General features: G+C 61.2%; 27 protein-coding genes and 1 riboswitch. Of the genes, 12 read left to right on the top strand and 15 right to left on the bottom strand.

Annotated features, from left to right (window positions below):
* Positions 1-15: 15 nt before the first annotated feature.
* Genes KVU_RS14510 through KVU_RS14495 form a run of 4 tightly spaced genes read right to left on the bottom strand, consistent with a single transcriptional unit; the run spans position 16 to position 3,766 of the window.
* Entirely contained in the window at positions 16-930 is a 915-nt protein-coding gene (locus tag KVU_RS14510; protein ID WP_013368510.1) for an ABC transporter substrate-binding protein, read from the bottom strand.
* 12 nt (positions 931-942) lie between these two features.
* Positions 943-1,743, bottom strand: a complete 801-nt coding sequence (locus KVU_RS14505) for an ABC transporter ATP-binding protein (RefSeq protein ID WP_013368509.1) — start codon at positions 1,741-1,743, stop codon at positions 943-945.
* Positions 1,740-2,780, bottom strand: a complete 1,041-nt coding sequence (locus KVU_RS14500; RefSeq protein ID WP_013368508.1) for a FecCD family ABC transporter permease — start codon at positions 2,778-2,780, stop codon at positions 1,740-1,742. The genes KVU_RS14505 and KVU_RS14500 overlap by 4 nt, the downstream gene beginning before the upstream one ends.
* Complete coding sequence (locus tag KVU_RS14495) at positions 2,777-3,766, bottom strand: FecCD family ABC transporter permease (protein WP_044008239.1); 990 nt, start codon at positions 3,764-3,766, stop codon at positions 2,777-2,779. The genes KVU_RS14500 and KVU_RS14495 overlap by 4 nt, the downstream gene beginning before the upstream one ends.
* On the opposite strand from KVU_RS14495, the gene KVU_RS14490 reads away from it, so the two are divergent.
* On the top strand, positions 3,741-3,941 hold the full coding sequence (locus KVU_RS14490; protein ID WP_162491192.1) for a hypothetical protein: 201 nt from the start codon (positions 3,741-3,743) through the stop codon (positions 3,939-3,941). The genes KVU_RS14495 and KVU_RS14490 overlap by 26 nt on opposite strands.
* A gap of 107 nt (positions 3,942-4,048) precedes the next feature.
* Here KVU_RS14490 and KVU_RS14485 read toward each other — a convergent pair whose 3' ends face one another.
* The 5 genes from KVU_RS14485 to phnD form a co-directional block, all read right to left on the bottom strand.
* Complete coding sequence (locus tag KVU_RS14485; protein WP_013368506.1) at positions 4,049-5,950, bottom strand: potassium transporter Kup; 1,902 nt, start codon at positions 5,948-5,950, stop codon at positions 4,049-4,051.
* A 206-nt stretch (positions 5,951-6,156) separates the two neighbouring features.
* On the bottom strand, positions 6,157-6,957 hold the full coding sequence (gene phnE, locus KVU_RS14480; protein WP_014538258.1) for a phosphonate ABC transporter, permease protein PhnE: 801 nt from the start codon (positions 6,955-6,957) through the stop codon (positions 6,157-6,159).
* Complete coding sequence (gene phnE / locus KVU_RS14475) at positions 6,954-7,754, bottom strand: phosphonate ABC transporter, permease protein PhnE (RefSeq protein ID WP_013368504.1); 801 nt, start codon at positions 7,752-7,754, stop codon at positions 6,954-6,956. Before phnE (KVU_RS14475) ends, phnE (KVU_RS14480) begins: the two co-directional genes overlap by 4 nt.
* On the bottom strand, positions 7,751-8,575 hold the full coding sequence (gene phnC, locus KVU_RS14470) for a phosphonate ABC transporter ATP-binding protein (RefSeq protein ID WP_013368503.1): 825 nt from the start codon (positions 8,573-8,575) through the stop codon (positions 7,751-7,753). The genes phnE (KVU_RS14475) and phnC overlap by 4 nt, the downstream gene beginning before the upstream one ends.
* 73 nt (positions 8,576-8,648) lie before the next feature.
* Entirely contained in the window at positions 8,649-9,602 is a 954-nt protein-coding gene (gene phnD / locus KVU_RS14465; RefSeq protein ID WP_014538257.1) for a phosphate/phosphite/phosphonate ABC transporter substrate-binding protein, read from the bottom strand.
* 366 nt (positions 9,603-9,968) lie between these two features.
* On the opposite strand from phnD, the gene KVU_RS14460 reads away from it, so the two are divergent.
* From KVU_RS14460 to KVU_RS14440, 5 genes are all read left to right on the top strand, one after another.
* On the top strand, positions 9,969-10,802 hold the full coding sequence (locus KVU_RS14460; RefSeq protein WP_013368500.1) for a transferrin-binding protein-like solute binding protein: 834 nt from the start codon (positions 9,969-9,971) through the stop codon (positions 10,800-10,802).
* A gap of 568 nt (positions 10,803-11,370) precedes the next feature.
* On the top strand, positions 11,371-12,006 hold the full coding sequence (locus KVU_RS14455) for a hypothetical protein (protein ID WP_164928162.1): 636 nt from the start codon (positions 11,371-11,373) through the stop codon (positions 12,004-12,006).
* Positions 12,007-12,021: 15 nt separating this feature from the next.
* Positions 12,022-13,089: a lipocalin gene (locus KVU_RS14450; protein ID WP_013368497.1), complete on the top strand. Its 1,068-nt coding sequence runs from the start codon at positions 12,022-12,024 to the stop codon at positions 13,087-13,089.
* A 523-nt stretch (positions 13,090-13,612) separates the two neighbouring features.
* The gene (locus tag KVU_RS14445) at positions 13,613-14,242 is read left to right on the top strand and encodes an outer membrane protein (RefSeq protein WP_236953169.1); all 630 of its coding nucleotides are present in this window, start codon (positions 13,613-13,615) and stop codon (positions 14,240-14,242) included.
* A 123-nt stretch (positions 14,243-14,365) separates the two neighbouring features.
* Positions 14,366-15,370, top strand: coding sequence for a sensor histidine kinase (locus KVU_RS14440; RefSeq protein WP_162491193.1), 1,005 nt, complete (start codon positions 14,366-14,368; stop codon positions 15,368-15,370).
* On the opposite strand, the gene KVU_RS14435 is transcribed toward KVU_RS14440, so the two are convergent.
* Positions 15,367-16,050: a superoxide dismutase gene (locus KVU_RS14435; RefSeq protein WP_013368492.1), complete on the bottom strand. Its 684-nt coding sequence runs from the start codon at positions 16,048-16,050 to the stop codon at positions 15,367-15,369. The two genes, KVU_RS14440 and KVU_RS14435, sit on opposite strands and share 4 nt — an antisense overlap.
* Before the next feature lie 164 nt (positions 16,051-16,214).
* Here KVU_RS14435 and KVU_RS14430 point away from each other — a divergent pair, with 164 nt between their 5' ends.
* On the top strand, positions 16,215-16,427 hold the full coding sequence (locus tag KVU_RS14430; RefSeq protein ID WP_013368491.1) for a hypothetical protein: 213 nt from the start codon (positions 16,215-16,217) through the stop codon (positions 16,425-16,427).
* A gap of 39 nt (positions 16,428-16,466) precedes the next feature.
* On the opposite strand, the gene KVU_RS14425 is transcribed toward KVU_RS14430, so the two are convergent.
* Positions 16,467-16,724 carry a hypothetical protein gene (locus KVU_RS14425; protein WP_013368490.1) on the bottom strand — a complete coding sequence of 86 codons (258 nt, stop codon included), beginning with the start codon at positions 16,722-16,724 and terminating at the stop codon, positions 16,467-16,469.
* A gap of 61 nt (positions 16,725-16,785) precedes the next feature.
* A complete protein-coding gene (locus KVU_RS14420; protein WP_013368489.1) occupies positions 16,786-17,136 on the bottom strand; it encodes a DUF4440 domain-containing protein in 351 nt (116 codons plus the stop codon).
* Between the two features lie 202 nt (positions 17,137-17,338).
* Positions 17,339-17,445: riboswitch (TPP riboswitch) on the top strand.
* Between KVU_RS14420 and KVU_RS14415 the strand changes: the two genes are divergently transcribed.
* The 4 genes from KVU_RS14415 to KVU_RS14400 all read left to right on the top strand — a co-directional run bounded on the left by KVU_RS14415 (position 17,436) and on the right by KVU_RS14400 (position 20,534).
* Positions 17,436-18,047, top strand: coding sequence for a YkoF family thiamine/hydroxymethylpyrimidine-binding protein (locus KVU_RS14415; protein WP_013368488.1), 612 nt, complete (start codon positions 17,436-17,438; stop codon positions 18,045-18,047). It overlaps the preceding riboswitch by 10 nt.
* 21 nt (positions 18,048-18,068) lie before the next feature.
* Positions 18,069-18,824: an ABC transporter permease gene (locus KVU_RS14410; protein ID WP_013368487.1), complete on the top strand. Its 756-nt coding sequence runs from the start codon at positions 18,069-18,071 to the stop codon at positions 18,822-18,824.
* On the top strand, positions 18,817-19,557 hold the full coding sequence (locus KVU_RS14405) for an ABC transporter ATP-binding protein (protein WP_013368486.1): 741 nt from the start codon (positions 18,817-18,819) through the stop codon (positions 19,555-19,557). The genes KVU_RS14410 and KVU_RS14405 overlap by 8 nt, the downstream gene beginning before the upstream one ends.
* Positions 19,554-20,534 carry an ABC transporter substrate-binding protein gene (locus KVU_RS14400; RefSeq protein ID WP_013368485.1) on the top strand — a complete coding sequence of 327 codons (981 nt, stop codon included), beginning with the start codon at positions 19,554-19,556 and terminating at the stop codon, positions 20,532-20,534. The genes KVU_RS14405 and KVU_RS14400 overlap by 4 nt, the downstream gene beginning before the upstream one ends.
* 94 nt (positions 20,535-20,628) lie before the next feature.
* Here the strand turns inward: KVU_RS14400 and KVU_RS14395 are convergent, their stop codons facing one another.
* The 3 genes from KVU_RS14395 to KVU_RS14385 form a co-directional block, all read right to left on the bottom strand.
* Positions 20,629-21,741, bottom strand: coding sequence for an NADH:flavin oxidoreductase/NADH oxidase (locus KVU_RS14395; RefSeq protein WP_014538254.1), 1,113 nt, complete (start codon positions 21,739-21,741; stop codon positions 20,629-20,631).
* 230 nt (positions 21,742-21,971) lie between these two features.
* Positions 21,972-22,643, bottom strand: coding sequence for an RraA family protein (locus KVU_RS14390; RefSeq protein WP_013368484.1), 672 nt, complete (start codon positions 22,641-22,643; stop codon positions 21,972-21,974).
* Between the two features lie 14 nt (positions 22,644-22,657).
* On the bottom strand, positions 22,658-23,650 hold the full coding sequence (locus KVU_RS14385; RefSeq protein WP_013368483.1) for a hydroxyacid dehydrogenase: 993 nt from the start codon (positions 23,648-23,650) through the stop codon (positions 22,658-22,660).
* Between the two features lie 112 nt (positions 23,651-23,762).
* Here KVU_RS14385 and KVU_RS14380 point away from each other — a divergent pair, with 112 nt between their 5' ends.
* Entirely contained in the window at positions 23,763-24,458 is a 696-nt protein-coding gene (locus KVU_RS14380) for an IclR family transcriptional regulator (protein WP_013368482.1), read from the top strand.

Below are 24,458 nucleotides of genomic sequence, written 5' to 3'. Positions count from 1 at the left end.
GGGGACGCGCAACCCTTAGGCCTTGAAATGCGCCTCTAGCAGGTCCAGCAGTTCGAACGCGGTCAGGATATTGCCGAACAGATATTCGGCAGAGGGCAGATAGATCAGATCGCCCTGCAGGTTCTGATAGGCGGCCAGTGTTTTCAGCTGTGCGGTATAGCCGGTGTCACCCATCGCGCCATTGTCCTCTAGCACCATGATAAAATCCGCATCCAGCACTTCCAGTGTTTCCAGACTGACGCGCACGAATGCGCTGTCGCTGGATTTCTCTTGGGTATCAGGCGCTTGGAAGCCCAGCTCTTTCAGAATATCCCAGATGTACGAGCTGTCCTGCGCCATATAGCGGACATGGTCGCTGCGCACGCGCACGACGCTGGCGGTGATTGCCGCGTCCCCGATTACGGCGCGCACTTCGGCCAGACGGGCCTCGTAACGGGCCAGCAGCGCCTCGGCCTCGGCCATGCGCCCGGTGACGGTGGCGATGTCCAGCAGGGCCTGTTTCCACAGGGTCTGTTCTTGGTGGATCATGACGGTCGGGGCGATATCGCTGAACCGCGCATACATGCCATCCTCATCGGGCACGTCGTCATCCGACATCAGGATCAGATCGGGGTCGAGCAGCAGGACCTCTTCGTAATTGGGTTCATCGGTGCTGCCGATATAGCCCAGATCAGCGGGCAGCAGCGCTTCGATCGCCTGCGCGAAACCGCCCGTGAACGCCGGTCGCGAGGCACCGACAATCGGTAAACCCAGTGCCACGGCGGGCTGCAAAATGGAATCGCCATCGGTCACAACGACGCGCTGCGGCTGGGCCGGAACGGTGACTTCGCCTTTGGTATCCGTGACTTGGCGGGTGTCTTGTGCAAGTGCAACGCCCGCCGTGCAGGCAAAGGCAAGGGCGCAAAGCGCGGTCAGCGTAAAGCTGGGCATGGGAGATGTCCTTTAGGAGGGGGAGGAGGTGTCAAGGCTGCCGCCGCGTGGCACGATCATGGGCGTGCCAGAGACGGGGTCGCTGATAATCAAAGCATCAAGGCCGTAAACATCGGCCACCATCTGCCGCGTCACCACATCGGCGGGGCGGCCCTCGGCGATGATCCGGCCCTTGCGCATGGCGATCATATGGGTGGCAAAGCGGCAGGCCTGGTTCAGATCATGCAGCACGGCGACAACGGTCTGGCCGTTGTGCTGGTTCAGCCGTTCCAGCAGGATCATCAGCTCCATCTGATGGGTGATGTCGAGGAAACTCGTGGGCTCGTCCAGCAGCACATGCGGGGTTTCTTGCGCCAGCACCAGCGCCACCCAAACGCGTTGCCGCTGGCCGCCGGACAGTTCATTGACGTGGCGCGTGGCCAGATCGGTCAGGCCCGTCGCATTCAGCGCGCGGCGCACGGCCTGTTCGTCCTTGGGCGACCATTGGCGCAGCGGGCCTTGATGGGGGAAACGGCCGCAGGCGACCAGCTCGGCCACGGTCATGCCATCGGGCGCGGTCGAGGTTTGCGGCATCAGCCCGATCTGGCGCGCCAGATCGCGGGCGGGCATCCGCGCGATGGCCTTGCCATCCAGCACAACTTGGCCGTGGCTGGGGGCCAGAATGCGCGACAAGGTCAGCAGCAGTGTCGATTTTCCGCAGCCATTGGGCCCGACAATCGCGGTGAACGCGCCTTGCGGAATGCGCGTTGTCAGCCCGTCCAGCACGATATTGCTGCCGCGCGTCAGGCGGATATCTTCAGCTTGCAGCGTCATTTGCGTGCCTCGCGGATCAAAAGCCATAGGAAATACCCGCCGCCTATGGCGAGGGTGACAATGCCGACCGGCACCTGCGCGGGGGCGATGATATGCTGGGCGATGTAATCCGCCCCGACCAGCAGCGCCGATCCGGTCGCCATCGACCCCAGCAATGTCGTGCCCGCCGCGCGGGTCAGCAGCCGCGCCATTTGCGGCGCGGCCAGTGCGACAAACGGGATCGGCCCCGCAACCGAAGTACTGATCGCCATGGCGGCCACAGCCAGCACCATCAGCAGCAGTTTCGAGCGCTCGACCGAAATGCCAAGCGCGGCGGCGCGCGCGTCGCCCATTTCCAGCAGGCGCATCCGGCGTGAAAACAGCAAGGTGAGGGCGATCAGCAGCAGTCCGGCGATCAGTGCGAACACCGCTTGATCCGCCTGCGTGCGCGCCAGCGATCCGCTCGCCCAGACGCCCGCCGCCATGGCGGTTTGCACGGGCAGGGCCAGCAGCACCCATTGGTTGACAGCTGTCAACATGGCGCTGACCCCGATGCCGATGACGATCAGGTGAAAGCCGGTGGTGCCGCGCCGCCATGCGAGCAGATAGATCAGCACGCCGGTCAACAATCCGCCCGCCATGGCCGAAACCGCCAGCGTCACCCACCCCCCCGACAGCAGCACCATCGCCACCAGTGCGCCGCTGTAGGCACCCGCGTCAAAGCCGACAATATCAGGGCTGCCCAAAGGGTTACGCGTCACCGACTGAAAGATCGCGCCCGACAGCCCCAGCAGCGCGCCCAGGATCAGCGCAGCGACGGCACGGGGCAGGCGCCATTCCAATATGACCATCTGGCTGCGGCGATCACCGCCGCCGCCCAGCACGTTCAGCACTTCGGCAAAGGAATAGGCGATCCGCCCGCTCGAGAGGCTGATCAGGAACAGCCCGATTGCGAGGGCGGCAAGCACCAGCGACAGGATCACAACGCGCGCGTCGATAATCATGCTGATACCGGCGCGGCGCAGGGCGAAACGGGGGGCGCGAAACAGCGGTGTCATAGCGCGGCGACCTTGCGGCGCATCACCACATAGATCAGCATCGGCGCGCCCAAAATCGCCATGACGATCCCCACATCAATGTCGCCGGGGCGCATCACCATGCGCCCCATCAGATCAGCGCCCAGCAGGATCGCCGGGGCGATCAATACCGTCAGTGCCATAATCCGCGGCTGGTGCGCACCGCAGATCGCGCGCGCCATCTGTGGCGCCATCAGGCCCAGAAAGCCGATCGGCCCGCAGGCGGCGGTGGCCGCTCCGGTCAGCAGGATCACCGCCAGCAGGGTCAGCGCGCGGGTGCGGATCAGGCTTGCGCCCAAAGCTTTGGCGCTTTGATCGCCAAGGCTCAGGATCTGCAGCGCCGGGGCGAGGGACGCCGCAAGGATCAGGCCGGTCAGAATAAAGGGCAGGACGACAGTGATCCGCCCGCCGCCGATCAACGCCAGCGTGCCGACATCCCAACTGAGCATCTGGTCGAAGATCACCGGATTGGTCAGCACCAGCGCCGCCGTCAGGCCGCGGATCAACGCCCCCAGCGCCACGCCCGCCAAGATCAGTCGCAGCGGGGTTGCGCCAAATTTCCCTGATGCGGCAATGCTATAGACGCCAAGTGCCGTGACGCCTGTGCCGATGAAGGAAAACCAGACGAGGCCGCTTGCGGAGGTCACGCCAAAAAACGCGATCCCCAGCACCATGGCAAAAGCCGCGCCTGCATTGATGCCCAAGACTCCGGTATCGGCCAGCGGGTTGCGCGTCATCGCCTGCAACAGCGCGCCTGAAATCCCCAGCGCCATGCCGGCCATCACGCCAATCACCGTGCGCGGTACCCGCAGCGACAGCACCGTCGTGTGATCCGCACCGCCATCATTGGCGCGAAAGGCCGCCACTATATCAGCGGGGGCGATGGTGCGCGGCCCGAGCATCACGCTCAGCCCACAGATCGCGATCAAAAGGGCGGCGAAAATGACGACCAGCAAGATAAAAGGCATAGGTGCACGCATCGCGCGCGATCCATCGGCAGGCGAAGAAAAGGTCATAGGAATGATATATGAGGCAGCGCCATTTTGCGGGCTGCAAGGTTTTCTTACTATTTTAATAGGGTATTGCAATGGCGAAAGCGCAGTGATTGCGCTATCGGCCGTGAATGCCCCAATGGACGTGTGAGTTGCCCATTTTCTGCACGCAATCCCGTTGTTTCATTTGAAAATACGCGAATATGCATGAAGCGTCATTCTATTCGCGTAATGTTTGTTATGTAATCTGTGCGGCGATTACAGGTTCATCTGCACGCCCAGTTCGACGACGCGGCCCGCCGGAATGCGGAAATAATCCGAGGCGGCTGTGGCATTGCGCGACAGGAAAATGAACATGCGCGCTTGCCAGCCCGGCAGGTCTGAGCGCACGGATCGGCGCAGGCTGCGTCGCGACAGGATGAAGGATGTCGACATGATATCGAATTTCAATCCATGCGGGCGCAGCAGCAGCAAGGCTTGGGGCACATCCGGCACCTCGGCATAGCCAAAGGACAGGATGATCCGCTGAAAACGCGGGTCAGCCGTGGGCGTAAGGTGCAAGCGATCCTGCGCGCTGATGCGTGGCACATTTGCAGTATGGATCGTGACGATCCAGTTTTGCGCATGCAGAGCGCGGAAATGTTTCAGGCTGTGCAGCAGCGCGCTGGGGGCGATATCCGGCGTGGCTGTCAGGAACACGGCAGTGCCCGGTACGCTGGCGAGGTTGCTGCCCGAGACTTGGGTAATCAGGCGATCCAGCGACAGCTCGGCCTCGTGATCCTTGACGGTCAGCAGGTTGGTGCCGCGCCGCCACGTCAGCATGACGAGCAAGAGCGCGGCGGACAGCAGCAGCGGGACATAGCCGCCGTCAAAGACTTTCATCAGGTTCGAGCCAAAGAACAGCAGGTCGATCGCCAGAAACGGCAGCATCAGCGCCGCCGCCTTTGGACGCGACCAGCCCCAATGCTTATGAATGACGATCAGCGCCAGGATCGAGGTCACCACCATCGTGCCCGTCACCGCAATCCCATAGGCCGAGGCCAGCGCAGAGGAGCTGCGAAATCCGATGACCAAGGCCAAAACGCCAATACATAGCAACAGGTTCACAACCGGAATGTAGATCTGGCCTTCATGCGCGGCCGAGGTGTGGAAAATCCGCATACGTGGCAACAGGCGCAATTGCACCGCCTGCCGCGTCAGGGAAAAAGCGCCGGTAATCACTGCCTGGGATGCGATGATTGTCGCCAGCGTCGCCAGCACAACAATCGGCACCAGCGCCCAATCGGGAAAACCGAGGTAAAACGGGTTCTCGAGTGCGGCGGGTGTTGTCAGCAGCACTGCACCCTGCCCCATATAGTTCAGCACCAGCGCGGGAAATGTCATCCAGAACCAGCCGAGGCGAATGGGCGCGCGGCCGAAATGGCCCATATCGGCATAAAGCGCCTCGGCCCCGGTCACGGCCAGCACTGTTGCGCCAAGGACGGCGAGGGCGACGCCCTGATGTGTGACCAAAAACGTCAGCGCATGCAGCGGGTTCAGGGCGGCCAACACAGCGGGCGTGCCTGCGATCTGCCACAGACCGCCCGCCGCCAGTGCCGCGAACCAGACCAGCATGATCGGGCCGAAAAAGCGGGCGACAGCCTCGGTTCCGTGCTTTTGGATGGCAAAAAGGGCGATGATGATGGTCAGGGCGATGACCTCGACCAAGGGGGCGGTGGCGGGCGCGATCAGTTTGATCCCCTCGACAGCGGATAGCACCGAGACGGCAGGCGTGATCAGCGCATCGCCGTAAAACAGCGCCGCGCCGCAGATACCCAGCACCAGCACCACCAGATGCGGGCGGCGCATCGCGCGGGCGGCCAGCGCCAGCAGGGATAATGTGCCGCCCTCGCCCTCGTTATCGGCCCGCAGCAAGATCACGACATATTTCGCCGAGACGATAATCATCAGCGTCCAGATGATCAGCGACAGCACACCCAGCACGCTGGCGGCGGGCACATCTGTAGGGGTCGCACCGCTGGCCAACATCGCCTCGCGAAAGGCATAAAGCGGCGAGGTGCCGATATCGCCATAGACAACCCCCAGCGCGCCGATCGTCAGCCCCGCAAGCGCGGTGCGCGCGGGGGAAGGTGCCTCTGCCATGGTCTGATCCTTTTGCATCGTCCTGTTCCAGATGATGACTGCCGCATAAGAATGCTATGCGGATCTGCGGCGAAGAAATAAGGATTTCGTAAAGATTGTGGACTTATCGCCGCTTCCGCATTCTGATCGCCCTCTCATGCAACAACCGCCCCCGCTTTTTACCACTCATCGCCCGATGATGTCCGCGCCGTCGCGCGGTTCATGACGATGGCCCCGCCCGAGGATTAGATGAGCGCCTTGCGCACGCGCGAGGATATCCCCTCGCTGACAATGACCGTTGCAAGGATGACGATGACGATCAGCAGCACTTGGGGCCATGCCAACATGTTCAGGCTGGATTGCAGGTTCATCCCGATGCCGCCCGCGCCCACTAGCCCCAGGATCGTGCTTTCGCGGATATTGATATCCCAGCGGAACACCGAAATGCCGATGAAGCCGGGCAGCACTTGCGGCCAGATGCCATAATGCAAGACCTGTGCGGGCGTGGCGCCGGTGGCGATCACCGCCTCGACCTGCGACGCATCGGTTTCCTCGATCGCCTCATACAGCAGCTTGCCAACAAAGCCGACCGAGCGAAAGGCGATGGCGATGATCCCCGCCAAGAGGCCCGGCCCAAGGATCGAGACCAGCAGCAGCGCCCAGATCACCGAATTGATCGAGCGCGAGGCGACGATCACAAACAGCGCAATGGGCCGCGCGATCATTTTGGATGGGGTGGTGTTGCTGGCGGCCAGAAAGGCCAGCGGCACCGCCAGAATCGTGCCGATCAATGTCCCGAGCGTCGCGATATTCAGCGTGTCCCACAGCGGCAGCCATAGCTGTTCCATATAGCTCCAGCGTGGCGGCCAGGCGCGGCTGGCGATATCGCTGGCCGCGCGCGGCGCGTCCCAGACAAAGGCCCAGATCGTGCGCTGGGTCATCACCTCCCAACACCAGACGAACAGCGCGACCAGCGCCAGCCATCCGGCCCAAAGGGCAAGGCGCGCGCGGGGGCTGCGGTGGTGCCAGATCATTTGACCGCTCATTTCAGCCATCCCCGCATCCGGCTGGATGCATATTCCGACAGCATCACAATGGCGATGATGATCAACAAGATCGCCCCTGCACTGCTGTAATCATAGCGCGACATGGCAGTGTCCAGCGTGCCGCCAATGCCGCCCGCGCCGACGATGCCGATGACGGCGCTTTCGCGAAAGTTGATATCAAGGCGATAGACCGACAGGCCGATCATGCGCGGCATCACTTGGGGCTGGACGGCGTAATGCACCACCTGCCCCCAGCTTGCGCCGGTGGCGCGGATCGCCTCGATCTGTTTGGGGTCGCATTCCTCGATATCATCGGCCAGCAGCTTGCCGATAAAGCCGATGGTGGCAAAGGTCAGCGTGACAAAGCCTGCAAAAGCGCCAAAGCCAAAGAACGCCACCAGCAAGATCGCGACGATAATCTCTTGCAGCGAACGCGACAGCGCAATCACCGCGCGGCAAAAGCTATAGACCCAGACGGGCGAGATATTGCGCGCCGCGCCGATGCCGAACGGGATCGAGATCAGCACCCCCGCCACAGTCGCGGTCAGCGTCATCGTCAGGCTTTCCACCAACCCTTGCGAGATATCGCGCCAGCGGGTGGTGAAATCGGGCGTCAGAAATCCACCGACAAAGCGCGCGCCGCGGGTCAGCCCCTCGGATACGCGGGTCCAGTTCACATCGATCGAGGCACTGGCCGCCACCAGATAGGCCAGCGCCAGCAGCATCAGTGCGATGCGCCAGAATTTAGAGCGGATGATCTGAGGCGGGCGCGTCCAGCGCGTGGGATAAGTATTCACTGGGCAGCCAAGACTTGCATCGCGGCGTCGGCCTCAGCCTCGGCATCTTGTTGTTCTGCGGTGCCCTTGCGCATGGCGTTCCAGTCTTCCTCGCCATAAATCGTGGTCAGCACATCATGCGACAGTGCGCTTGGCGGGCCGTCGAACACGATGCGGCCCGCGCGCAGGCCGATGATGCGGTCGGTAAAGGCCTGCGCCAGCACCACATCATGGATGTTCACAATCGCGGGCAGACCGCTTTCGCGGCAAATCTCGGTGATCAGGCGCATGATCTGGCGCGAGGTGCGCGGATCGAGGCTGGCGGTCGGCTCGTCCACCAGCAGCAGCTCGGGGTCCTGCTCCAGCGCGCGGGCGATGCCGACGCGTTGGCGCTGGCCGCCCGATAACGCATCGGCGCGTTTGTCGGCATGTTGGGCAAGGCCCACCCGGTCCAGCAGTTGAAAGGCGCGCGCGATATCATGGCCCGGAAAGCGGCGGGTAAAGCTGCGCCAGAACGGCACATAGCCCAAGCGGCCCGACAACACGTTTTCCATCACGCTCAGCCGTTCGACCAGCGCATATTCCTGAAAGATCATGCCGATGCGGCGGCGCGCTTTGCGCAGATCGCGGGCATTCAGGGTGGTCAGCTCGATCCCGTTCAGCTTGACGGAACCAGTCGTTGGCGCAACCAGACGGTTGATGCAACGGATCAGCGTCGATTTTCCCGCGCCAGACGGCCCGATCAGCCCGACGACCTGCCCCTGCGGTAGCGAGAACGACACATCGCTAAGGGCCTGATCGCCGGTGCGATAGGTTTTGGATAATCTCGTGACATCCAGCATTTCCGGGCCCTTTCATGGGGTAAGCAAAGGGGCGAGGCGTTGATCGCCCCGCCCCGCTGATGATCGGCTGCGATCAGTTGCAGGTGTATTCAACGCCCATCGCTGCATCGATCTGGCGCACAACGGCCCAGTCTGCGGCAAAGGTGATGGGCACGAATTTCGACTCGCCCTGCGCGGCAAACTCGGCTTCCAGCGCAGTGCCCGCCCAGTCAAAGCTGAAGAACGCCTCGGCGATGCTGTCTTGCAGTTCGGGCGTCAGGTTATGGGCAACGCCATAGCCGGTGGTCGGGAAGGTGGCCGAGGTATAGATCGTCGTCAGCGCATCGGCCGAGACCACATCACGTGCGATCATGCGTTTCAGCACCGAGTTTGCGACAGCCGCCGCATCGTAATCGGCATTGGCGACGCCCAGGATCGAATTGTCATGCGCGCCCGAGAATGCCGGTGTGTAATCGGTGCCCGCCACCATCGCGAATTCCGATTCCAGCAGCGCTTGCGGCGCCTTGAAACCCGAGTTCGAGGTCTCGGACGTAAACGCCAGTTGGCGGCCTGCCAGATCGCCAATCTCGGTGATGCCGGAGTTCGGATGGGTGATGATTTCCATCTCGTAGCCGAAGGTGCCATCCTCGCGCGCCATCATGGCGAAGGGGCGGAAACCCAAACAGGCGACAGCGATCGGATTGCCGCCGGTGTTCACGCCCGCGATATGCAGACGGCCCGCGCGCAGGGCCTCGTATTGGGCGGCATTGGATTGCACGGGGAAGAATTCAACTGGCTTGCCGGTGACGCTGGAAAGGTGATCCAGAAATTCCGCCCAGACATCGATATAGACCGAAGGGTCCTCGACAGGTGTATAGGCGAAGATCAGCGTTTCAGGATCGACCAATTGCGCCGGATCGGTCGGGATATCGGCAACCATATCGCCGTCGGCGTCGGTATAGCGCGCATCAAGTTGAAAGGCATGGGCGGGCAAGGCTGACATCAGCACAAGCGTTGCGGCGGCGGCGAGGAAACGGTTGGCCATCATATGCTCCGGTTTCTAAAAGGACCGGGCCGCGATAGCGGGCGATTGTAACAGATTTATCTGAATGGCGGCGGATCGGCTGTGATGACTATATTATGGGCACTTCATGCAGGAGATCATGCGCAAGGCCCTTCGCAGTTTTAGGTTTATGCCCCGCACGCGTGTTGAAGAATGTTGGAATTATATCGGATTGTCGCATAAGCGATCAAAATGATGCGGTGCGGCTTATCGGCTTTCGTCGTTTTAGATGTCTATGGACGTATTTTGGCAACATCGTATTACGCAATGGCCGTCGCATATTCGTTAATTCTTGTGATGCTTTCAGTCCATCGTGCAGATGAGATTAACAAATCGTAAAGGGCTGAGCCGATGTTTGGAATGCGTAGTTTGATGCTGGTGTCGCTATTGGCGCTTGCCGCCTGCAGTGGTGGTGATAGCGGCGCAGAGAGCCATCGCCGAGATTTCGGCTTTAACAGTAATCAATCTGCGAATCTCAACCGGGCGACGGTTGCCCCGACGACCCAAGGGTCGGTTGCGACAACAAGCAACGGCGCATCTTATAATCCTGCTGCAGGCACAATGGTGACTGGCAGTGGTCAGGGCGCTGGCCCGAATGAATATTCCGGCACTTATATCGAGGGCCAGTGGGGTACGGACAGAAACGGAAACAGGCTGCTGGTCACTAACCCAGGCAACACGCAATTCGTTCGTCAGATCGAGGTTGTCGGCACCAATATTTTGGGTGTGAGCCAGTGGCACCGCGGGGTTATTGGATTTGTGACCCCAGAAATGCCGCGCTCCGGCAATTTCACCTATAGGGGTGTCACAAATGGGGTTGCCCTAGCGGTTAACCAGAGCGGCACTGGACTTACCACCACGGACTATGAAGGCGACGTGCGCGTGACGGCGAATATGGCCACGGGTCGTGGCAACTTTGCCGTCAGTAACGTTCAGGCCGCCGATGGGGTTGGTGCAGCGCCCTTCAATGCTCTATCCAGTCAATTCCAAATTAATGGCAGACAGCTGCGCTCCGTTAATAATGGAAATGCGACGCTTGATGTCGCGGGCGCACCTACGGATAGAACTGTCTTCAGCGATGTGAACGGTCTTTTCTTTGGCCCGAATGCGATTGAGGTCGGCGCAGGGTATCAGATCCAGTCTGAAGATATACGCATCAATGGTGCGTTTGTTGCACGGCGCTGAAACTCGGAATTAGCGTTAGGTTTAACGGGTGACGCGAGCGGAGATGGACTACCGCTCGCACTTTTATGGTCATAGATATTTTGATATCTTCAGCCAAGCGTCCCGCTGTTCTACATTTCAGTATGAGGCTGTTCATTGATTGGGTGATGATGGGCGCATTTTGGCAACAGCCGAAACAACTGTCCGCTTCACCTGTTTGTTAACCCTTGTGATCATATCGGCATATCCGGCAGATGCTATTAACGGATCGTAAAGGGTGTTTAACATGTACGGAATGCGTGGTCTGGCGCTTGTGTCGCTTTTGGCTTTGGCAGCATGTGGCGGCGGCGGAAGCGGCGTAACCACGGGTGGCGGGAGTGTCGATAACGGCGCTGGCGCTGGTAATGGTGGCAACACTGGTAACAGTGGCGGTAACACCGATAATGGTAGTGGCACGGACACTGGTGGCGACAATACTGGTGGCACGCCTACACCGACGCCTACGCCCGTCACACTGGGGTTTGAGGGCACCGACCCCGCAGCACTGCGTCGTGCGACTATCACAAGGACGGCGACAGGTGCTGACGGCGTGACAACCTATAATGCGCCCTATGACCCGACTGCTGGAACCCTGGATTTGATCGACTATACGGGTGCTTATGTTGAAGGCGAATGGCAGACCGATACGGACGGCAATCGCCTATTGGTCATAAATCCCGCAAATACCCGATTTGTGCGTCAAATCGAGGCTGAGATCGTAGGCGAGACGGATAGCGCCTGGCATCACGGGGTTGTTGGCTTTGCCTCGCCAAACCAACCGCGCACGGGCAACGCGCTTTATCACGGCACATCCAGCGGAACCGTCGCGCTGGCTGACGCACCCGGCGTCGAGACCCCCTATAACGGCGAATCGCGTGTCTTCATCAATCTGGGCAATGCGAGCGGCAACTATGTCATCCATAGCGTCACGGCTGCCAATGACGGCGAGACCGTGCCTTTCACCGATTTGGCCGGCCAATTCGTTGTGCGCGATGGCAATCGTCTGGTGCAAAACATTGCGGAGCTCAGTGCAACCATTACGATGGCGGACGGTCGCAGCTATCGCGGCGTCTTCCATGGCATCAACGGCGGTATCTTTGGCCCTAATGCCGAAGAAGTCGGCGCTGGATACCAGTTCGGCAATGGGGACATGCGGATCAACGGCGCCTTTGTGGCTCAGCGTTAATCAGGGTCGCTTGTTATGATGCATTTCTTTAGGCGGCTTGCAAAATCCGCCGCGCGGATCCGCATCGGCGTGCTGGCCCTTGCCCTTTCGGCAGGGGCCGCAGCTGCGGCGACGGATGAGGCCTTGCTATCGGGATCTGATCGTCTGCTATTTGGCACGTTGGGTCGCGACAGACCGGCGGGCGGCGGGGCGGTTTATAGCAATACCGGGTTCAATTTCGGTCTGGGCTATACCGGCCAGCCCGAGCGTCTGACCACATCCGTGCGGATCAGTCCGATGTTGTATTGGGACCCGAACGTCAACAATGGTCTAACCCAGGACAGCGTGTTGATATCGGGTTTGGAATTCACCATTCCCTCGGACATGGTCGCGCAATCCGGTGTTGTTTATGGCCTTGAGGCGAGCGCAAGCCAACGATGGGCGGTCGGGCAAGGCATGACGATCCAGCCGGAAATCGGGCTGCAGTTGTCGAATGCCAGCGCTTGGGACAGTCCGGCCAAATCGGCGCGCGGCGCTGTCTGCGCCGTTCATACCCTAGAGCGCGGCCATTGGTCGAATGTTTGTGTGCAGCAATCGCATTACACCGGCGGCACCAGTCGCACATTTGACCAGACCGACCTGATGTTCGGCCATGATGTGTTTGTGGGCGGGGCGCGTGGTGGCGCTGCGCATCTATTGGGGATGACCGCGCGGCGTAGCTTTTTGCCCGAAGGGCATCGCGACATCTTCGGTCTGCGCCTGACCTCGGCTTGGCCGGGTCTGGGCAGCACGACGATTGCGGCGGAAATCGGCGGGGATATCGCGGGAATTCAAAGTCGTACCCGCTTTATCAGTGCCGGTGTCACGCGCATGATCTATGATCGGCCAACGACATTCTCGATCTTTGCCGATCAGCGCGAGGGCAGCTTTTTCCTGGGCGAGCCGCTGGTCGATTATGGCGCGGGTATCAGCTTTTCCCGGCCCCTGAGCGATTGGTTGATGATCGAAATCTCGGCCGAGCAAAAGAATTCCACCGCGTCGGTCTATGATGACGATTATATTCGGGTGAATTTCCTGATGCCCTCGCTGCGGTTTTATCGCTAGCAGAGGGTATCATTCGCGATCCCGGCGCTGGGATTTTACGGTGATCCAAGTGATGCAGAGCGGCAGCCGCGTCGCTTTTTTCACGCGCATCTTGCCTTGGATCTTGGCCGCGCGCAGGCTTTATCACGGGTGTCCCGGCCCAGAGATTGCCGCACGCGACCGACGGCCCAAGTGTTAATGCCGCGCGGACAAAGAATTGCGCAGCCGCATCGATAGGGCGCCATATCCTGACAGTTAAAATAAAGTGTGAAGCTTAACATATTGATATTCAATATGAATTCATACGACCTGCGCGCAGATATCTTATATTTTGAAATTCGCATCTGTGGCAGGATTGCTGCATGACCTAGCGTAATGCAGGAGTGTGATGGTTAACGTTTCATTAATGCCTAAATTTGCGGCAAACTTGCCTCACCTTTCAACTTTCAAGTGGATCTCGATCATGCGCTATATCTGCATTGCAGCTTTCCTTGCATCTACGTCCGCAATCGCAGCCAATGCGGGCGGACTTTCGACCCCCGTTATGGAACCTCCTGTTATCATGGTGCAACCGACACCGATGCCAGCGCCAAGCTGGCAGGGCGCCTATGTCGGGGCGAACGTCAACTACGGTGATCTTTCGGTTGATTCCACCGGCGTCCTTGAAACCGCCCTGCAAGGCGCGGGCTTTGACACCACCGTCGCGACGGCGGATGGGGTGAATTACGCCATTCGCGGCGGCTATGACTGGCAGTTCAACAACTGGCTGTTCGGTCTTGGCGGGGAATATAGCTTTGGCAGCTATGACGGCGGCCTCAGCGGTGATCTGGTGACGGCGCTTGGCACCGACATCGATCTGTCGATCGACAGCGTGGCGACCGCCTATCTGCGCGCGGGTTATGCCTTTAGCCAAAGCACCGCCGCCTATTTGCTGGTTGGCTATACTTGGGCGACTGCCGAGGCCACGCTGGGCGGCACCACCTATAGCGAGGATTACGAGGCCGCCAGCTATGGCCTTGGGGTCGAGCATCGCTTTAACCGCGCATGGTCGGTTTACGGTGAATATGTCTATACCGATTTTGGCGACATCAACCCGACCAATGACCCGACCTATGATAATCTGGCCGAGGCCGATCTGGGCCAATTCAAAATCGGTGTGAACTTCCGGTTCTAAACATCCTGTCTCTTGGCCCCGCCCTTTGTGGCGGGGCTTTGCTTTTTGCGCCTATATTAAGCCTTGATTTCAAGACATTATGCGATAGCATCGCGGCCAACTGCCCCAGATGTCACGAGGTCTATGATGCGGCCCGCCATGGATACCGTCACCGCCGCTGATGGCGATGCGCGGTATCGACAGCTATTCAACGCGATTGATCAGGGGTTTTGCGTCATCGAGATGATCTTTGACGATCAGATGTCCCCCATCGACTATCGCTTTATCGAAGTGAACGACGCCTTTGCCGCACAGACCGGCCTTGTCGATGCGACCAGCCGCACCATGCGCGCACATGCCCCCGCGCATGAGCAGCATTGGTTCGATATCTATGGCGAGATTGCCCTGACCCGCCAGTCCAAGCGGTTCGAGGCTGCGGCAGCCGCCCTTGGACATGATTACGAGGTCTATGCCTTTCCATTTGACGCGCCGGGCCTGCGGCGGGTCGGCGTTCTGTTTAACGACATCGCGCCCCGAAAACAGCTTGAGCGGATGCAAAAGACGCTGATCGCCGAGCTGAACCATCGGGTGAAAAACACATTGGCGGTGGTGCAATCGGTTGCGACCCAAAGCCTGCATCGCGTGGATCGGCCGGCGCTGGATGGGTTTTTGGGGCGGTTGCAGGCGCTGGCCAGCGCGCATGATCAATTGGTGCAGGGCCACTGGCTGGACGCCAGCATTGATGTGCTGATCCATGCCGTAACCGCGCCCTATCAAGATGAGGGCCCAAGCCGTGTCCAGATCAATGGGCCGGATCTGAAGCTCAACCCAAAAGCCGCGCAAAGCCTGACCCTCGCTCTGCACGAGATGGCGACCAATGCGGCGAAATACGGCGCGCTGTCGGTGCCCGCGGGCCAAGTCGCCGTATCATGGGATTACACCGGACATGATCATATCGCGCTGACATGGGCGGAAAGCGGCGGCCCCGAAATCCTGCAGCAACCCACCCGTCGCGGATTTGGCACGCGCCTTATCCAAGATGTGTTGACCCATGAATTCGGGGCCGAGATCAGGATCACCTATCCGCAAAGCGGCCTGATCGCCACGATCACCGCGCCTGCGGGGGCGATCGTGGCGCCTGTGCGTTAATCCGTCAGCGCCTCGGCATAGCGGTCGGACACTTTGCCCCAGTCAACCACATCCCACCACGCGGTCAGGTATTCGGGGCGGCGGTTCTCGTAGCTGAGGTAATAGGCGTGCTCCCACACGTCGTTCCCCAAAAGGGGCGTGCCCTGCACCTCGGCCACATCCATCAGCGGGTTGTCCTGATTGGGCGTCGATGTGATCTCCAGCTGGTCATCGGCGTTCACGATCAGCCAAACCCAGCCCGAGCCGAATTGCCCTGCCCCGGCCTCTTCAAAGGCAGTGCGGAACGCCTCGTCCGAGCCATAGACGGCGGTGATCGCATCCGAGAGTTCAGCGGACATCTCGCCCCGGCTATCGGCGGGGGCCATGCTTTCCCAAAAGAACGTATGGTTCCAGTGGCCGCCCGCGTTGTTGCGGATCGCGGGGGTAAAGGTGCCAGCATCGGCCACCAGCGTTTCCAGCGTCGCGTCTGCGGGTGCATCGCCTGCGGCAATGGCGTTGTTCAGGTTGGTGACATAGGCCTGATGGTGCTTGCCGTGGTGCAGCTCCATCGTCTGGGCGCTGATCACGGGTTCTAGCGCGTCACTGGCATAGGGCAGTTCGGGCAAGGTAAAGTGGTCGTCCTGTGCAAGGGCGGGTGTCCCTGCAATGGCGGCGACGGCGATAAGGGTGCGGGTCAGCATGGCATTCTCCTTTGTCCTTCGCTGACCTAAACCCCCTGCGCCCAATGGGTTCCCCGATGCGCGCGCGATGGGCCGCAAAGCGCCGATACTGGCCGCGTGATTGAACCCCGCGCCATGTCACGCGTTAGGCAGACAGCGACCCCGCAGCAACCGACAGGTGAAACATGGAAACCGCACCAAACATTCCCTATGCGAAAGTAGAAATGAAAGAGGGCGCATTGACCGTATCCGCTGCCGTCACAACCATTGACGGGCAGTTGCGCTTTCAGGACGCGATCGAGGAGTTTTTGGAAAAGTCGCACGATTGGACGGCGTTTCAGGAACACCGCTCGGCCCAGACCGGCATTATTCAATCGGTCGTGCTGATGCGCAAATGAGAAGGGGCCAGCGTAAGATACGCTGGCCCGCTTTGACGATCAACCCGGTGGGCGTGGCCCGCCGAGGCCGCTTTTGCGCAAGATATCCTCGGGGTCGTTCTGTTCTTCATCGCCGTTATCGAACGGATCGTCGTCACTGGGGTCATCACCCGGCAGGACGTTGTTCTCATCATCGACATTCAACGTATCATCGGGCTGCAAGGGCGAGGGATCATCCTCGCCCAGATCAAATACCGGGGGATTATCGTCGGGGGGCAAAACCGTGCTGCGGGGGTCCGGCTTTTTATCCGTGGTCATGGCAGGCTCCTTTCGCTTGTCATGAACCAAACGCTGTGCAGCCGCGAAATGTTCCCTAGGTCTAATCCGCAGCCCGCGCGCTTTGGTGGTGGCACAGCAGCTTCCAGCCACCCTCGCCCCGCGCATATGTCGACGAACATGTCGCACGATAGCCCTGCGCGCCCTTGCGGCTGGCCAGAGCATCATAGACCAGTGTCAGGCAATGGTCGCTTTCGATCGCATGTTTGTTTTGCAAGGTAACCTGATCCCATCGGGACGCCCCCTCTAGCGTCGAGATGATCGCCTCGCCCATCAAGATGCCCATCGCATCGGGAAACACCATGACCGCCGTTGGCGCCAAGTGTAGCCGGTAAAAGTCAGGGCCGCGCAGCCAAAAGGCTTCTTCCATCGCCCAAATATCATCCTGGATCATCGCCCTGCTCCGTCACATGGGTTCATATGCAGTTTGAAACGTATAACTTGGCGGTCTGTTCCGGATGGCATGGGCCGGCTTGTCGCATGCGCGGGTCGATTAGCGTTATGTGGGCGCTATAACGTCAAGCGCGATGTCAGGACGCTGATGCGCCTGTATCCGCGGAACTTGACACGTCCTCGCCCGCCCTGCATGGTCTGCCCATCATAACCAGGGGTGCTCCGTAAGGGGCTGAGATGCGCGATGCTGCGCGAACCCTTTACAGCTGATCCGGATAATACCGGCGGAGCGAGGGAAACATGTTCATTGGCGCGCAGGTGTCGCTTTATCCTATGACGTCGGATTTTGTCCGCGTCATCCTGTCGGGGTTGGATGCCCTGACCCCCTATCGTGATCGCTTGCGGATCGAGACGGACGATATCTCGACCCTGATGGTCGGCGCGCCGGGGCCGCTTTTGGATGCGATCCGTGATCTGTTTGCCCGCACGGCCAATGATCCCGCGCATGTGACGATGCATGTCACCCTATCGCGCGGCTGCCCCGGCGAGCCGGACGAGCCGCATTGCCGCTGCGATGTGCTTGCCGTCGCGCAGGGCACACCCCTCGCCGTGCGGCAGGCGGATGCACTGGCTGCGGTGCAGGCCGCGCCCGTGATGGGGGTCGAGATTGATGTGCAATTCTCGCTCTATGTACTGGGGCAGGACCGGCATATGGACGAGATCTATGGCTGCATCGATTTTCTGAAAACCTCGGGCACGTTCCTGCGGTCCAAGAATTTCTGCACGCGGCTGCGCGGCGATGCAGGTGCGGTGTTTGAAACCGTGCGGCAGGCCTTTTTGCGGTTCGGCCCGGCCGAGGGGCATGTGACCATCGACCTGACGGCATCCGCCAACAGCCCCAGCGCGCGCTGATCCCAACCCTAAAGGTTTATCATGCTGTTGCGTATTCTAACGCCGCTGCTGCCCTTTGCCGTCTTGTTGGCGGTATGGGAGGTCTATTGCGCGGCTATGGGCGTCTCGCCCCTGATCCTGCCGTCCCCATCGGGCGTGATCCGCGCGCTGGTTCTGAACCGGGCCGAGATTGGCCCCCATGCGCTGGCGACGCTTTGGGTGGCGGCGCTTGGGTTCAGCATTTCGGTGGGATTTGCCTTTGCCACCTCTGTTGCGCTGCACTTTGCGCCGGTGATCGAGCGTGCGGTGATGCCGCTGTTTGTCGCCAGCCAGACCGTGCCGCTGGTCGCGCTGGCGCCGCTGATGATCCTTTGGTTCGGCTTTGGCCTTTTGCCAAAGGTGCTGTTGGTGGTGCTGGTCACCTTTTTGCCGGTGTTGATGAGCCTGCTTTCGGGCTATCGCCAGACCCCGACGGCCTTTGCGGACCTGCTGACATCGATGGGCGCGGGGCGGTGGGCGGTGTTTCGCCGCGCGGTGCTGCCATCGGCGCGGGCGGGGTTTCTGGCGGGACTGCGGATATCGGCCACCTATGCCATTGTCGCCACGATTTTCGCCGAATATGCCGGCGCGCGGCGGGGCCTTGGTATCTATATTCTGGCCGCCAAGAACAACTTTCGCGCCGATCTGGTGCTGGCGGCGGTTGTGGTGTCGGCAGCTTTGACGCTGTCTTTGCTGGGTATTTTGCGCTTGGCCGCCTGGCTGACCGCGCGCGGGCCAGAGGGGCGCCGCGATGCTTGAGGTGCAGGGCCTGACCATCCGCAGCGATACCCGCGATCTGCTCAGTGGCCTGTCGCTGCGCCTGCCTGCTGACGGGATTACCGCCCTGATCGGCCCTTCGGGCTGCGGCAAGACATCGGTGGTGAAATGGCTGGCCGGAATTTTGCCGCCGGGTCTGCGGGGCGAGGGGCGGCTGTCGCTGCACGGCACGCCGATCCCCCGCCCCCATCCCGCCATCAGCTATCAACCCCAAAGCGATGCCCTGTTCCCCTGGCTGACGATCGCCGAAAACGCCGCGCTTGGGTTAGAGATCGCGGGGCATTCGCGCCGCGCCGCGATGGCGCGTGTGGCACCGCTGTTTGCGCCCTTTGGCCTGTCCGGATGCGAGGGTCTGTTCCCCGCGCAACTGTCAGGCGGGATGCGCCAGCGCGCGGCGTTCCTGCGCACCATCGTGCAAGACAGCCCCTTTATTCTGCTGGACGAGCCGTTTTCTGCGCTGGACGCCGTCACGCGCCTGCGGATGCAGGACTGGCTGTTGCAGCGCCTCGGCGCCCGCCCGCGCGGTGTCTTGCTGGTCACCCATGATCTGCACGAGGCGACAAGTCTGGCGGGCCGCATCTTGGTGATGGCGGCGCATCCCGGCCGCATCATCGCTGATATTCCCGTTGCCATCCCCCACGCCGCGCGCACCGAAGCTGTGATGGCTCCGCTGCGTGAAACCCTGAAATCCCTTTTGATCGAGGACGCATCATGATCCGCCCCCTTTTGTTCGCCGCCTGCCTCGGCTTGCCGCTTGCGGCGCAGGCTGAAACGCCCGTGACCATCGCGCTTGATTGGACGCTTAATACCAACCACATCGGCCTTGTGGTCGCGCGCGAGCGTGGATTTTACGCCGACGCCGGCTTGGCGGTGGACATATTGCCCTATTCCGACACCAGCTCTGCCGCGCTGCTGGCTGCGGGGGCTGCGGATTTTGGCTATCTGACCGCGCTGGGGTTCATCAGTGCGCGGGCGGGCGGTGCGGATCTGGTCGCGCTATGGGCCACGATGCAGCACGAGACGGGGCAGTTGGTCTATAACAGCGACAATGCCGCGATCACGCGGCCCGCCGATCTGTCCGGCAAGACATATGCCGGTTTCGGCAGCGCATGGGAGGCCGCCTTGATCGGCACCATGATCCGTCATGACGGCGGTGATCCGGTCTGGGATACGGTGACGCTGGGCACCGGCGCCTATGAGGCACTGGCCAGCGGCGCGGTCGATTTCACGCTTGAGGTCCGCACCTGGGAAGGGGTGAACAGCAGCTTGCTTGGGCGTAACCAATCCGCGTTTCGCTATGCCGATTATGGTATCCCCGATCAGCAAAATGGGTATATCGCAACGCGCGGGGCGGTTTTGGCCGATCATCCCGATCTGGTCGCGGCCTTTATGCGCGCCACGCAAACCGGTTACACATGGGCGGCCGACCACCCCGAAGAGGCCAGCGCGATCCTGATCGCCGCAGGTGACTTTCCGAACCCGGCGCTGGTCAGCGGATCAATGCAAGCCATCGTCGATGGCGGTTACCTGCGCGACGCGGATCGCCCGGTGGGGGGGATCGACGCCGATCGCTTTGCCCAGATGGCCCGCTTTTTGTTCGATGCCGAGGTTCTGACAGGTGCGGACGGCGCCGCCCTGGTCTGGCCTGGTGATATCAGCGACTGGTACGATCAGGACTGGATGCAGCCCTGATTTTCCAAGGCCCTGCCCGGCCCGGCTCGCTGCGCGCACGTCAGATCAGCGATCGCAGCGCGCAGCCCGAGGGCCAGCTATGCGTTCTGATGGTCTATGCGCCCCGCTGTACAAAGGCGTTGCGTTGCACAGAGGGCATGCAGCGCATGTATTGCGGTGCCGCGCTGACCTGACCGCCAAGTGCGGCGGCGGCGTGCCAAGGCCAGCGGGGGTTATAGATCACGGTGCGCGCAATGCCGATCAGGTCCGCCTCGCCATTGGCGATGATCGCTTCGGCGTGGGTGGGCTCGGTGATCAGGCCGACGGCCACGACGGGAATATTCACCGCCGCCTTGATCGCGCGGGCATGGGGCACCTGATAGCCCGGCGCGGGGGTGATCGCCTGGGCCGGATGCAGCCCCCCGGTCGAGACGTTGATTGCATCCGCGCCATGCGCCTCGAGCATCTGCGAGACAGCAATCGCCTCGTCCAAGGTAAAGCCGCCTTCAACCCAATCGGTGGCGGAAATGCGCACCGTCACCGCGCGATCTGCGGGGAAGACCGCCCGCACGGCGTCCAACACCTCTAGCGGGAAACGCGCGCGGTTTTCCAGCGAACCGCCATAGGCATCCGTCCGTTGGTTCGCGAGGGGCGACAGGAACGTATGCAGCAAATAGCCATGCGCCGCATGGATCTGCACGGCGTCGATACCCAAACGCGCCGCCCGCCGTGCGGCATCGACAAAGCCGTCGCGCACGCGCTTTAGCCCATCCGCATCCAGTGCCACGGGTGGATGCGCGCCAGTGTCATAGGGAATCGCCGATGGGGCCTCGGTCTGCCAGCCGTTCGGATGATCGGGCGCGAACGGCCCGCGTCCCAGCCAAGGCGCATCGGTCGAGGCTTTGCGGCCCGCATGGGCCAGTTGGATGGCAATCGGCATATCCGACCATTTGCGCACAGCATCGAGCGTTTTGGCCATCGCGGCCTCGGCCCTGTCATTATACAGGCCGACATCCGCATAGGTGATGCGCCCTTCGGGGACGACGGCAGTTGCCTCGATGGTCAAAAGGCCCGCACCCGATTGCGCCAGCGCGCCAAGGTGGCTGATGTGCCAGTCGGTCATGCAGCCATCAACGGCGGAATATTGGCACATCGGCGCGATGACGATGCGATTGGCAAGATCGAGGTTGCGCAGGCGCAGCGGCGTGAAAAGAGCGGGCTTTGACACGGGATTCCTCATGTATTGCGACAATCAAAGGTGCAGAGCGTGAAAGCGCCGCATGATATGCGGCAAAGGCTTTGGCGGTCACGTCTTGCAGGTCTTTGATGCGAGATGATTGATCTGGCATCGACGATAGCCCGCGGGGCCTGAGGTCACAACGCGCAAAGATTGCAGGTATTTGTGTGACCGCGCCGCAGATAAGCGCGGGCCAAAGATTTCCCTTGGCCCGAACTATGTTACGCGAAGGTGCAGCCCAAATCCTGCAGGCGCTTTTGCACCCATGCGCGATCATTCTCGCCGCGACGGATCGCATCCATCTGTTGCGTCTCGGCCGCGTGTTTGGCGCGCGCGCGGTCATGCGCCTCGGCCACCTGATCAAACGGCACGGCGACGACACCATCTGCATCGCCCAAGATCAGATCGCCCGCCGTGATGACCATGCCGCCGATCGCGATCGGCGCGTTCACGGTGCCGGGGCCGTCTTTATACGGGCCGCGATGCGTCACGCCGGTTGCGAAGACGGGAAAAGAGCCGGCCAGCAGCTCGGCGCTGTCGCGGATCGCGCCGTTGATGACGATACCGCCCAATTTGCGCTGGATGGCATGGGCGACCATCAGCTCGCCGATGATCGCATTGGTCGTATCACCGCCTGCATCAACCACAACAACCTCGCCGGGCTGCGCCAAATCCAGCGCGGCATGGACCATCAGATTGTCACCGGGGCGCGCCTTGACCGTCACGGCGGGGCCGATCATCGGCGCGCCGGTGTACCAAGGGCGCAGATCGGGGCCGGCGGCCACCATCCGGTCCAGCACATCGCTGACATTGGCAACGGGCAGTCCTTGATATTTCGCGACCCAGTCGGGTGATACTTTCCGCGCTGCGGTATAAATTGCAAAATTTCCCATAATTCCCCCCAGAATCACGCCGATAATTCGGCATTCGCCAGCGTTGCCTGATCCAGCACCTGGTCTTGCAGATAATTCAAAATGCCCGTCGCGCTTTGCATCGCCATGTTCCGCAGCGCAGAGCGGCTGGCGCCCGCGATATGCGGCGTGGCGATCAGATGGGGCGCCTGTAACAGCGGCAGATCCTTGGGCGGCGGCTCTTGCGCGAAACTGTCCAGCGCCGCGCCGGCAATCGCGCCGCTGCGCAATGCGCCATCCAGGGCATCTTCGTCGATGATGCCGCCGCGCGCTGTGTTCACGATGAAACCCCGCGTCCCGATCAGGCCAAGTTCACGCGCTCCGATCAGGCCACGGGTCTTGCTCGTCAGGGGGCAATGCAGGCTGACAACGTCACTTTCACGCAGCAAGCGATCCAGATCGCGGGTGACGACGGTGCCCTCGCACAGCCCCTCGTCCATCACGGGATCAAAGGCCATCGTCTGCATTCCCAGCGCCTGCGCCAAACGCGCCGCACGCCGTCCGATATCGCCAAATCCGACGACGCCGAAAACAGCGCCCGCCAGATCCCGTCCGACATAGCCCGCCTTTGGCCAGCCACCGGCCGTCACCGCATGATGCAGCCCGGGGATGTCTTTCAACAGCGTGACAGTCAGGCTGATTGCAAGTTCTGCGACCGATTGCGCATTGGCTGACAGCGCGCGCAATACGGGAATCCCTTTGGCACTGGCGGCGGCCAGGTCGATATTATCGACGCCCGAGCCGTGTTTTGCGATCACGCGCAGCCGGTCTGATGCGGCGATGACATCGGCATCGATCTTACCCTGACGCACCAGCAGTGCATCAACCTGATGATCCCGCGCAGCGGCGACAAGCGCGTCTTTTCCCGCGTAACCATCTATATTTACGACCTTTGCGCCCTTGGCGGCCAGCAGCTCCGCAGCCGCTTGATCCAATGCGGCGCCAGTGACCAGAACCGTCCACTGATGCCCTCCTTCCAAGTCTTTCATGCAGTCTCCTCCTCTGCGCGAACCTTGATATTGACGTAGCGGATGTAGCGGGTATTGTACTAAATGAAAAGCAGTTGTACCTAGTACAATTCGCTTTTGGGGGGAGAGTGAGATGCCGGGCAATGCAACTGCTGTCATAGCGGTCGAACGCGCCATTGCGCTTCTTGATGTATTTCAAGAGGGCGATACCACTTTGTCCTTGGCCGAACTTGCGCGCAGAACCGGCCTTGATAAATCGACGGTGCTGCGCATCTCCCGCACGATGGCGACGGGCGGGCTTATGGTTCAGGGCAGCGATTCCACATGGCGGCTGGGGCCAAAGCTGGCGCATTACGGCGCGCGCTATACCGCCAGCTTTATCCCCGAAAAGCATATCGCCCCTGAACTTGCGATCCTCAGTGCGGCCACAGGCGAAAGCGCGGCGATCTATATCCGCGAGGGCGACAAGCGCGTCTGCCTGTTGCGCCACGATTCCACCCAAGCGATCCGCCATTCGGCCCGCATCGGTGATGCGATGCCGATCAACAAGGGCGCGGCGGGATGGGTCATGATGGCCTTTGATGGCGAGGCGGGCGAGCCCTGCGCCACAATCCGCGCCCGCGGCTATCACGTCACCCGCGGCGAGCGTGACCCCGAGGTTGCCAGCCTTGCGGTGCCGGTTTGGACGATTGGCGGCAAGCTGTTCGGCTCGGTCGTTCTGACCGGCCCGCTGTCGCGTTTCGACGATGAGAAGATCAACGAATTCCTGCCGCACCTTTTGGAGGGGGCGCGGCGGATATCAGCCATTTTGGGAGCACCCACCGGCTGA

This window comes from Ketogulonicigenium vulgare WSH-001, assembly GCF_000223375.1.
GTDB lineage: Bacteria > Pseudomonadota > Alphaproteobacteria > Rhodobacterales > Rhodobacteraceae > Ketogulonicigenium > Ketogulonicigenium vulgare.
This window is presented reverse-complemented; position numbering and strand designations above follow the sequence as displayed.

Bases quoted from the DNA above. Each gene is read 5' to 3' on its own strand.
- KVU_RS14420 (WP_013368489.1), bottom strand. From the start codon at position 17,136: ATGATCCAGGATGATATTTGGGCGATGGAAGAAGCCTTTTGGCTGCGC.
- KVU_RS14505 (WP_013368509.1), bottom strand. From the start codon at position 1,743: ATGACGCTGCAAGCTGAAGATATCCGCCTGACGCGCGGCAGCAATATC.
- KVU_RS14415 (WP_013368488.1), top strand. From the start codon at position 17,436: ATGTTCATTGGCGCGCAGGTGTCGCTTTATCCTATGACGTCGGATTTT.
- phnE (WP_014538258.1), bottom strand. From the start codon at position 6,957: ATGAGCGGTCAAATGATCTGGCACCACCGCAGCCCCCGCGCGCGCCTT.
- KVU_RS14390 (WP_013368484.1), bottom strand. From the start codon at position 22,643: ATGGGAAATTTTGCAATTTATACCGCAGCGCGGAAAGTATCACCCGAC.
- KVU_RS14485 (WP_013368506.1), bottom strand. From the start codon at position 5,950: ATGCAAAAGGATCAGACCATGGCAGAGGCACCTTCCCCCGCGCGCACC.
- KVU_RS14430 (WP_013368491.1), top strand. From the start codon at position 16,215: ATGGAAACCGCACCAAACATTCCCTATGCGAAAGTAGAAATGAAAGAG.
- KVU_RS14510 (WP_013368510.1), bottom strand. From the start codon at position 930: ATGCCCAGCTTTACGCTGACCGCGCTTTGCGCCCTTGCCTTTGCCTGC.
- KVU_RS14435 (WP_013368492.1), bottom strand. From the start codon at position 16,050: ATGCTGACCCGCACCCTTATCGCCGTCGCCGCCATTGCAGGGACACCC.
- KVU_RS14385 (WP_013368483.1), bottom strand. From the start codon at position 23,650: ATGAAAGACTTGGAAGGAGGGCATCAGTGGACGGTTCTGGTCACTGGC.
- KVU_RS14490 (WP_162491192.1), top strand. From the start codon at position 3,741: ATGACGACCAGCAAGATAAAAGGCATAGGTGCACGCATCGCGCGCGAT.
- KVU_RS14405 (WP_013368486.1), top strand. From the start codon at position 18,817: ATGCTTGAGGTGCAGGGCCTGACCATCCGCAGCGATACCCGCGATCTG.
- KVU_RS14380 (WP_013368482.1), top strand. From the start codon at position 23,763: ATGCCGGGCAATGCAACTGCTGTCATAGCGGTCGAACGCGCCATTGCG.
- KVU_RS14495 (WP_044008239.1), bottom strand. From the start codon at position 3,766: ATGCCTTTTATCTTGCTGGTCGTCATTTTCGCCGCCCTTTTGATCGCG.
- KVU_RS14400 (WP_013368485.1), top strand. From the start codon at position 19,554: ATGATCCGCCCCCTTTTGTTCGCCGCCTGCCTCGGCTTGCCGCTTGCG.
- KVU_RS14500 (WP_013368508.1), bottom strand. From the start codon at position 2,780: ATGACACCGCTGTTTCGCGCCCCCCGTTTCGCCCTGCGCCGCGCCGGT.
- phnC (WP_013368503.1), bottom strand. From the start codon at position 8,575: ATGCTGGATGTCACGAGATTATCCAAAACCTATCGCACCGGCGATCAG.
- KVU_RS14410 (WP_013368487.1), top strand. From the start codon at position 18,069: ATGCTGTTGCGTATTCTAACGCCGCTGCTGCCCTTTGCCGTCTTGTTG.
- KVU_RS14460 (WP_013368500.1), top strand. From the start codon at position 9,969: ATGTTTGGAATGCGTAGTTTGATGCTGGTGTCGCTATTGGCGCTTGCC.
- KVU_RS14450 (WP_013368497.1), top strand. From the start codon at position 12,022: ATGATGCATTTCTTTAGGCGGCTTGCAAAATCCGCCGCGCGGATCCGC.
- KVU_RS14425 (WP_013368490.1), bottom strand. From the start codon at position 16,724: ATGACCACGGATAAAAAGCCGGACCCCCGCAGCACGGTTTTGCCCCCC.
- KVU_RS14440 (WP_162491193.1), top strand. From the start codon at position 14,366: ATGATGCGGCCCGCCATGGATACCGTCACCGCCGCTGATGGCGATGCG.
- KVU_RS14445 (WP_236953169.1), top strand. From the start codon at position 13,613: ATGGAACCTCCTGTTATCATGGTGCAACCGACACCGATGCCAGCGCCA.
- phnD (WP_014538257.1), bottom strand. From the start codon at position 9,602: ATGATGGCCAACCGTTTCCTCGCCGCCGCCGCAACGCTTGTGCTGATG.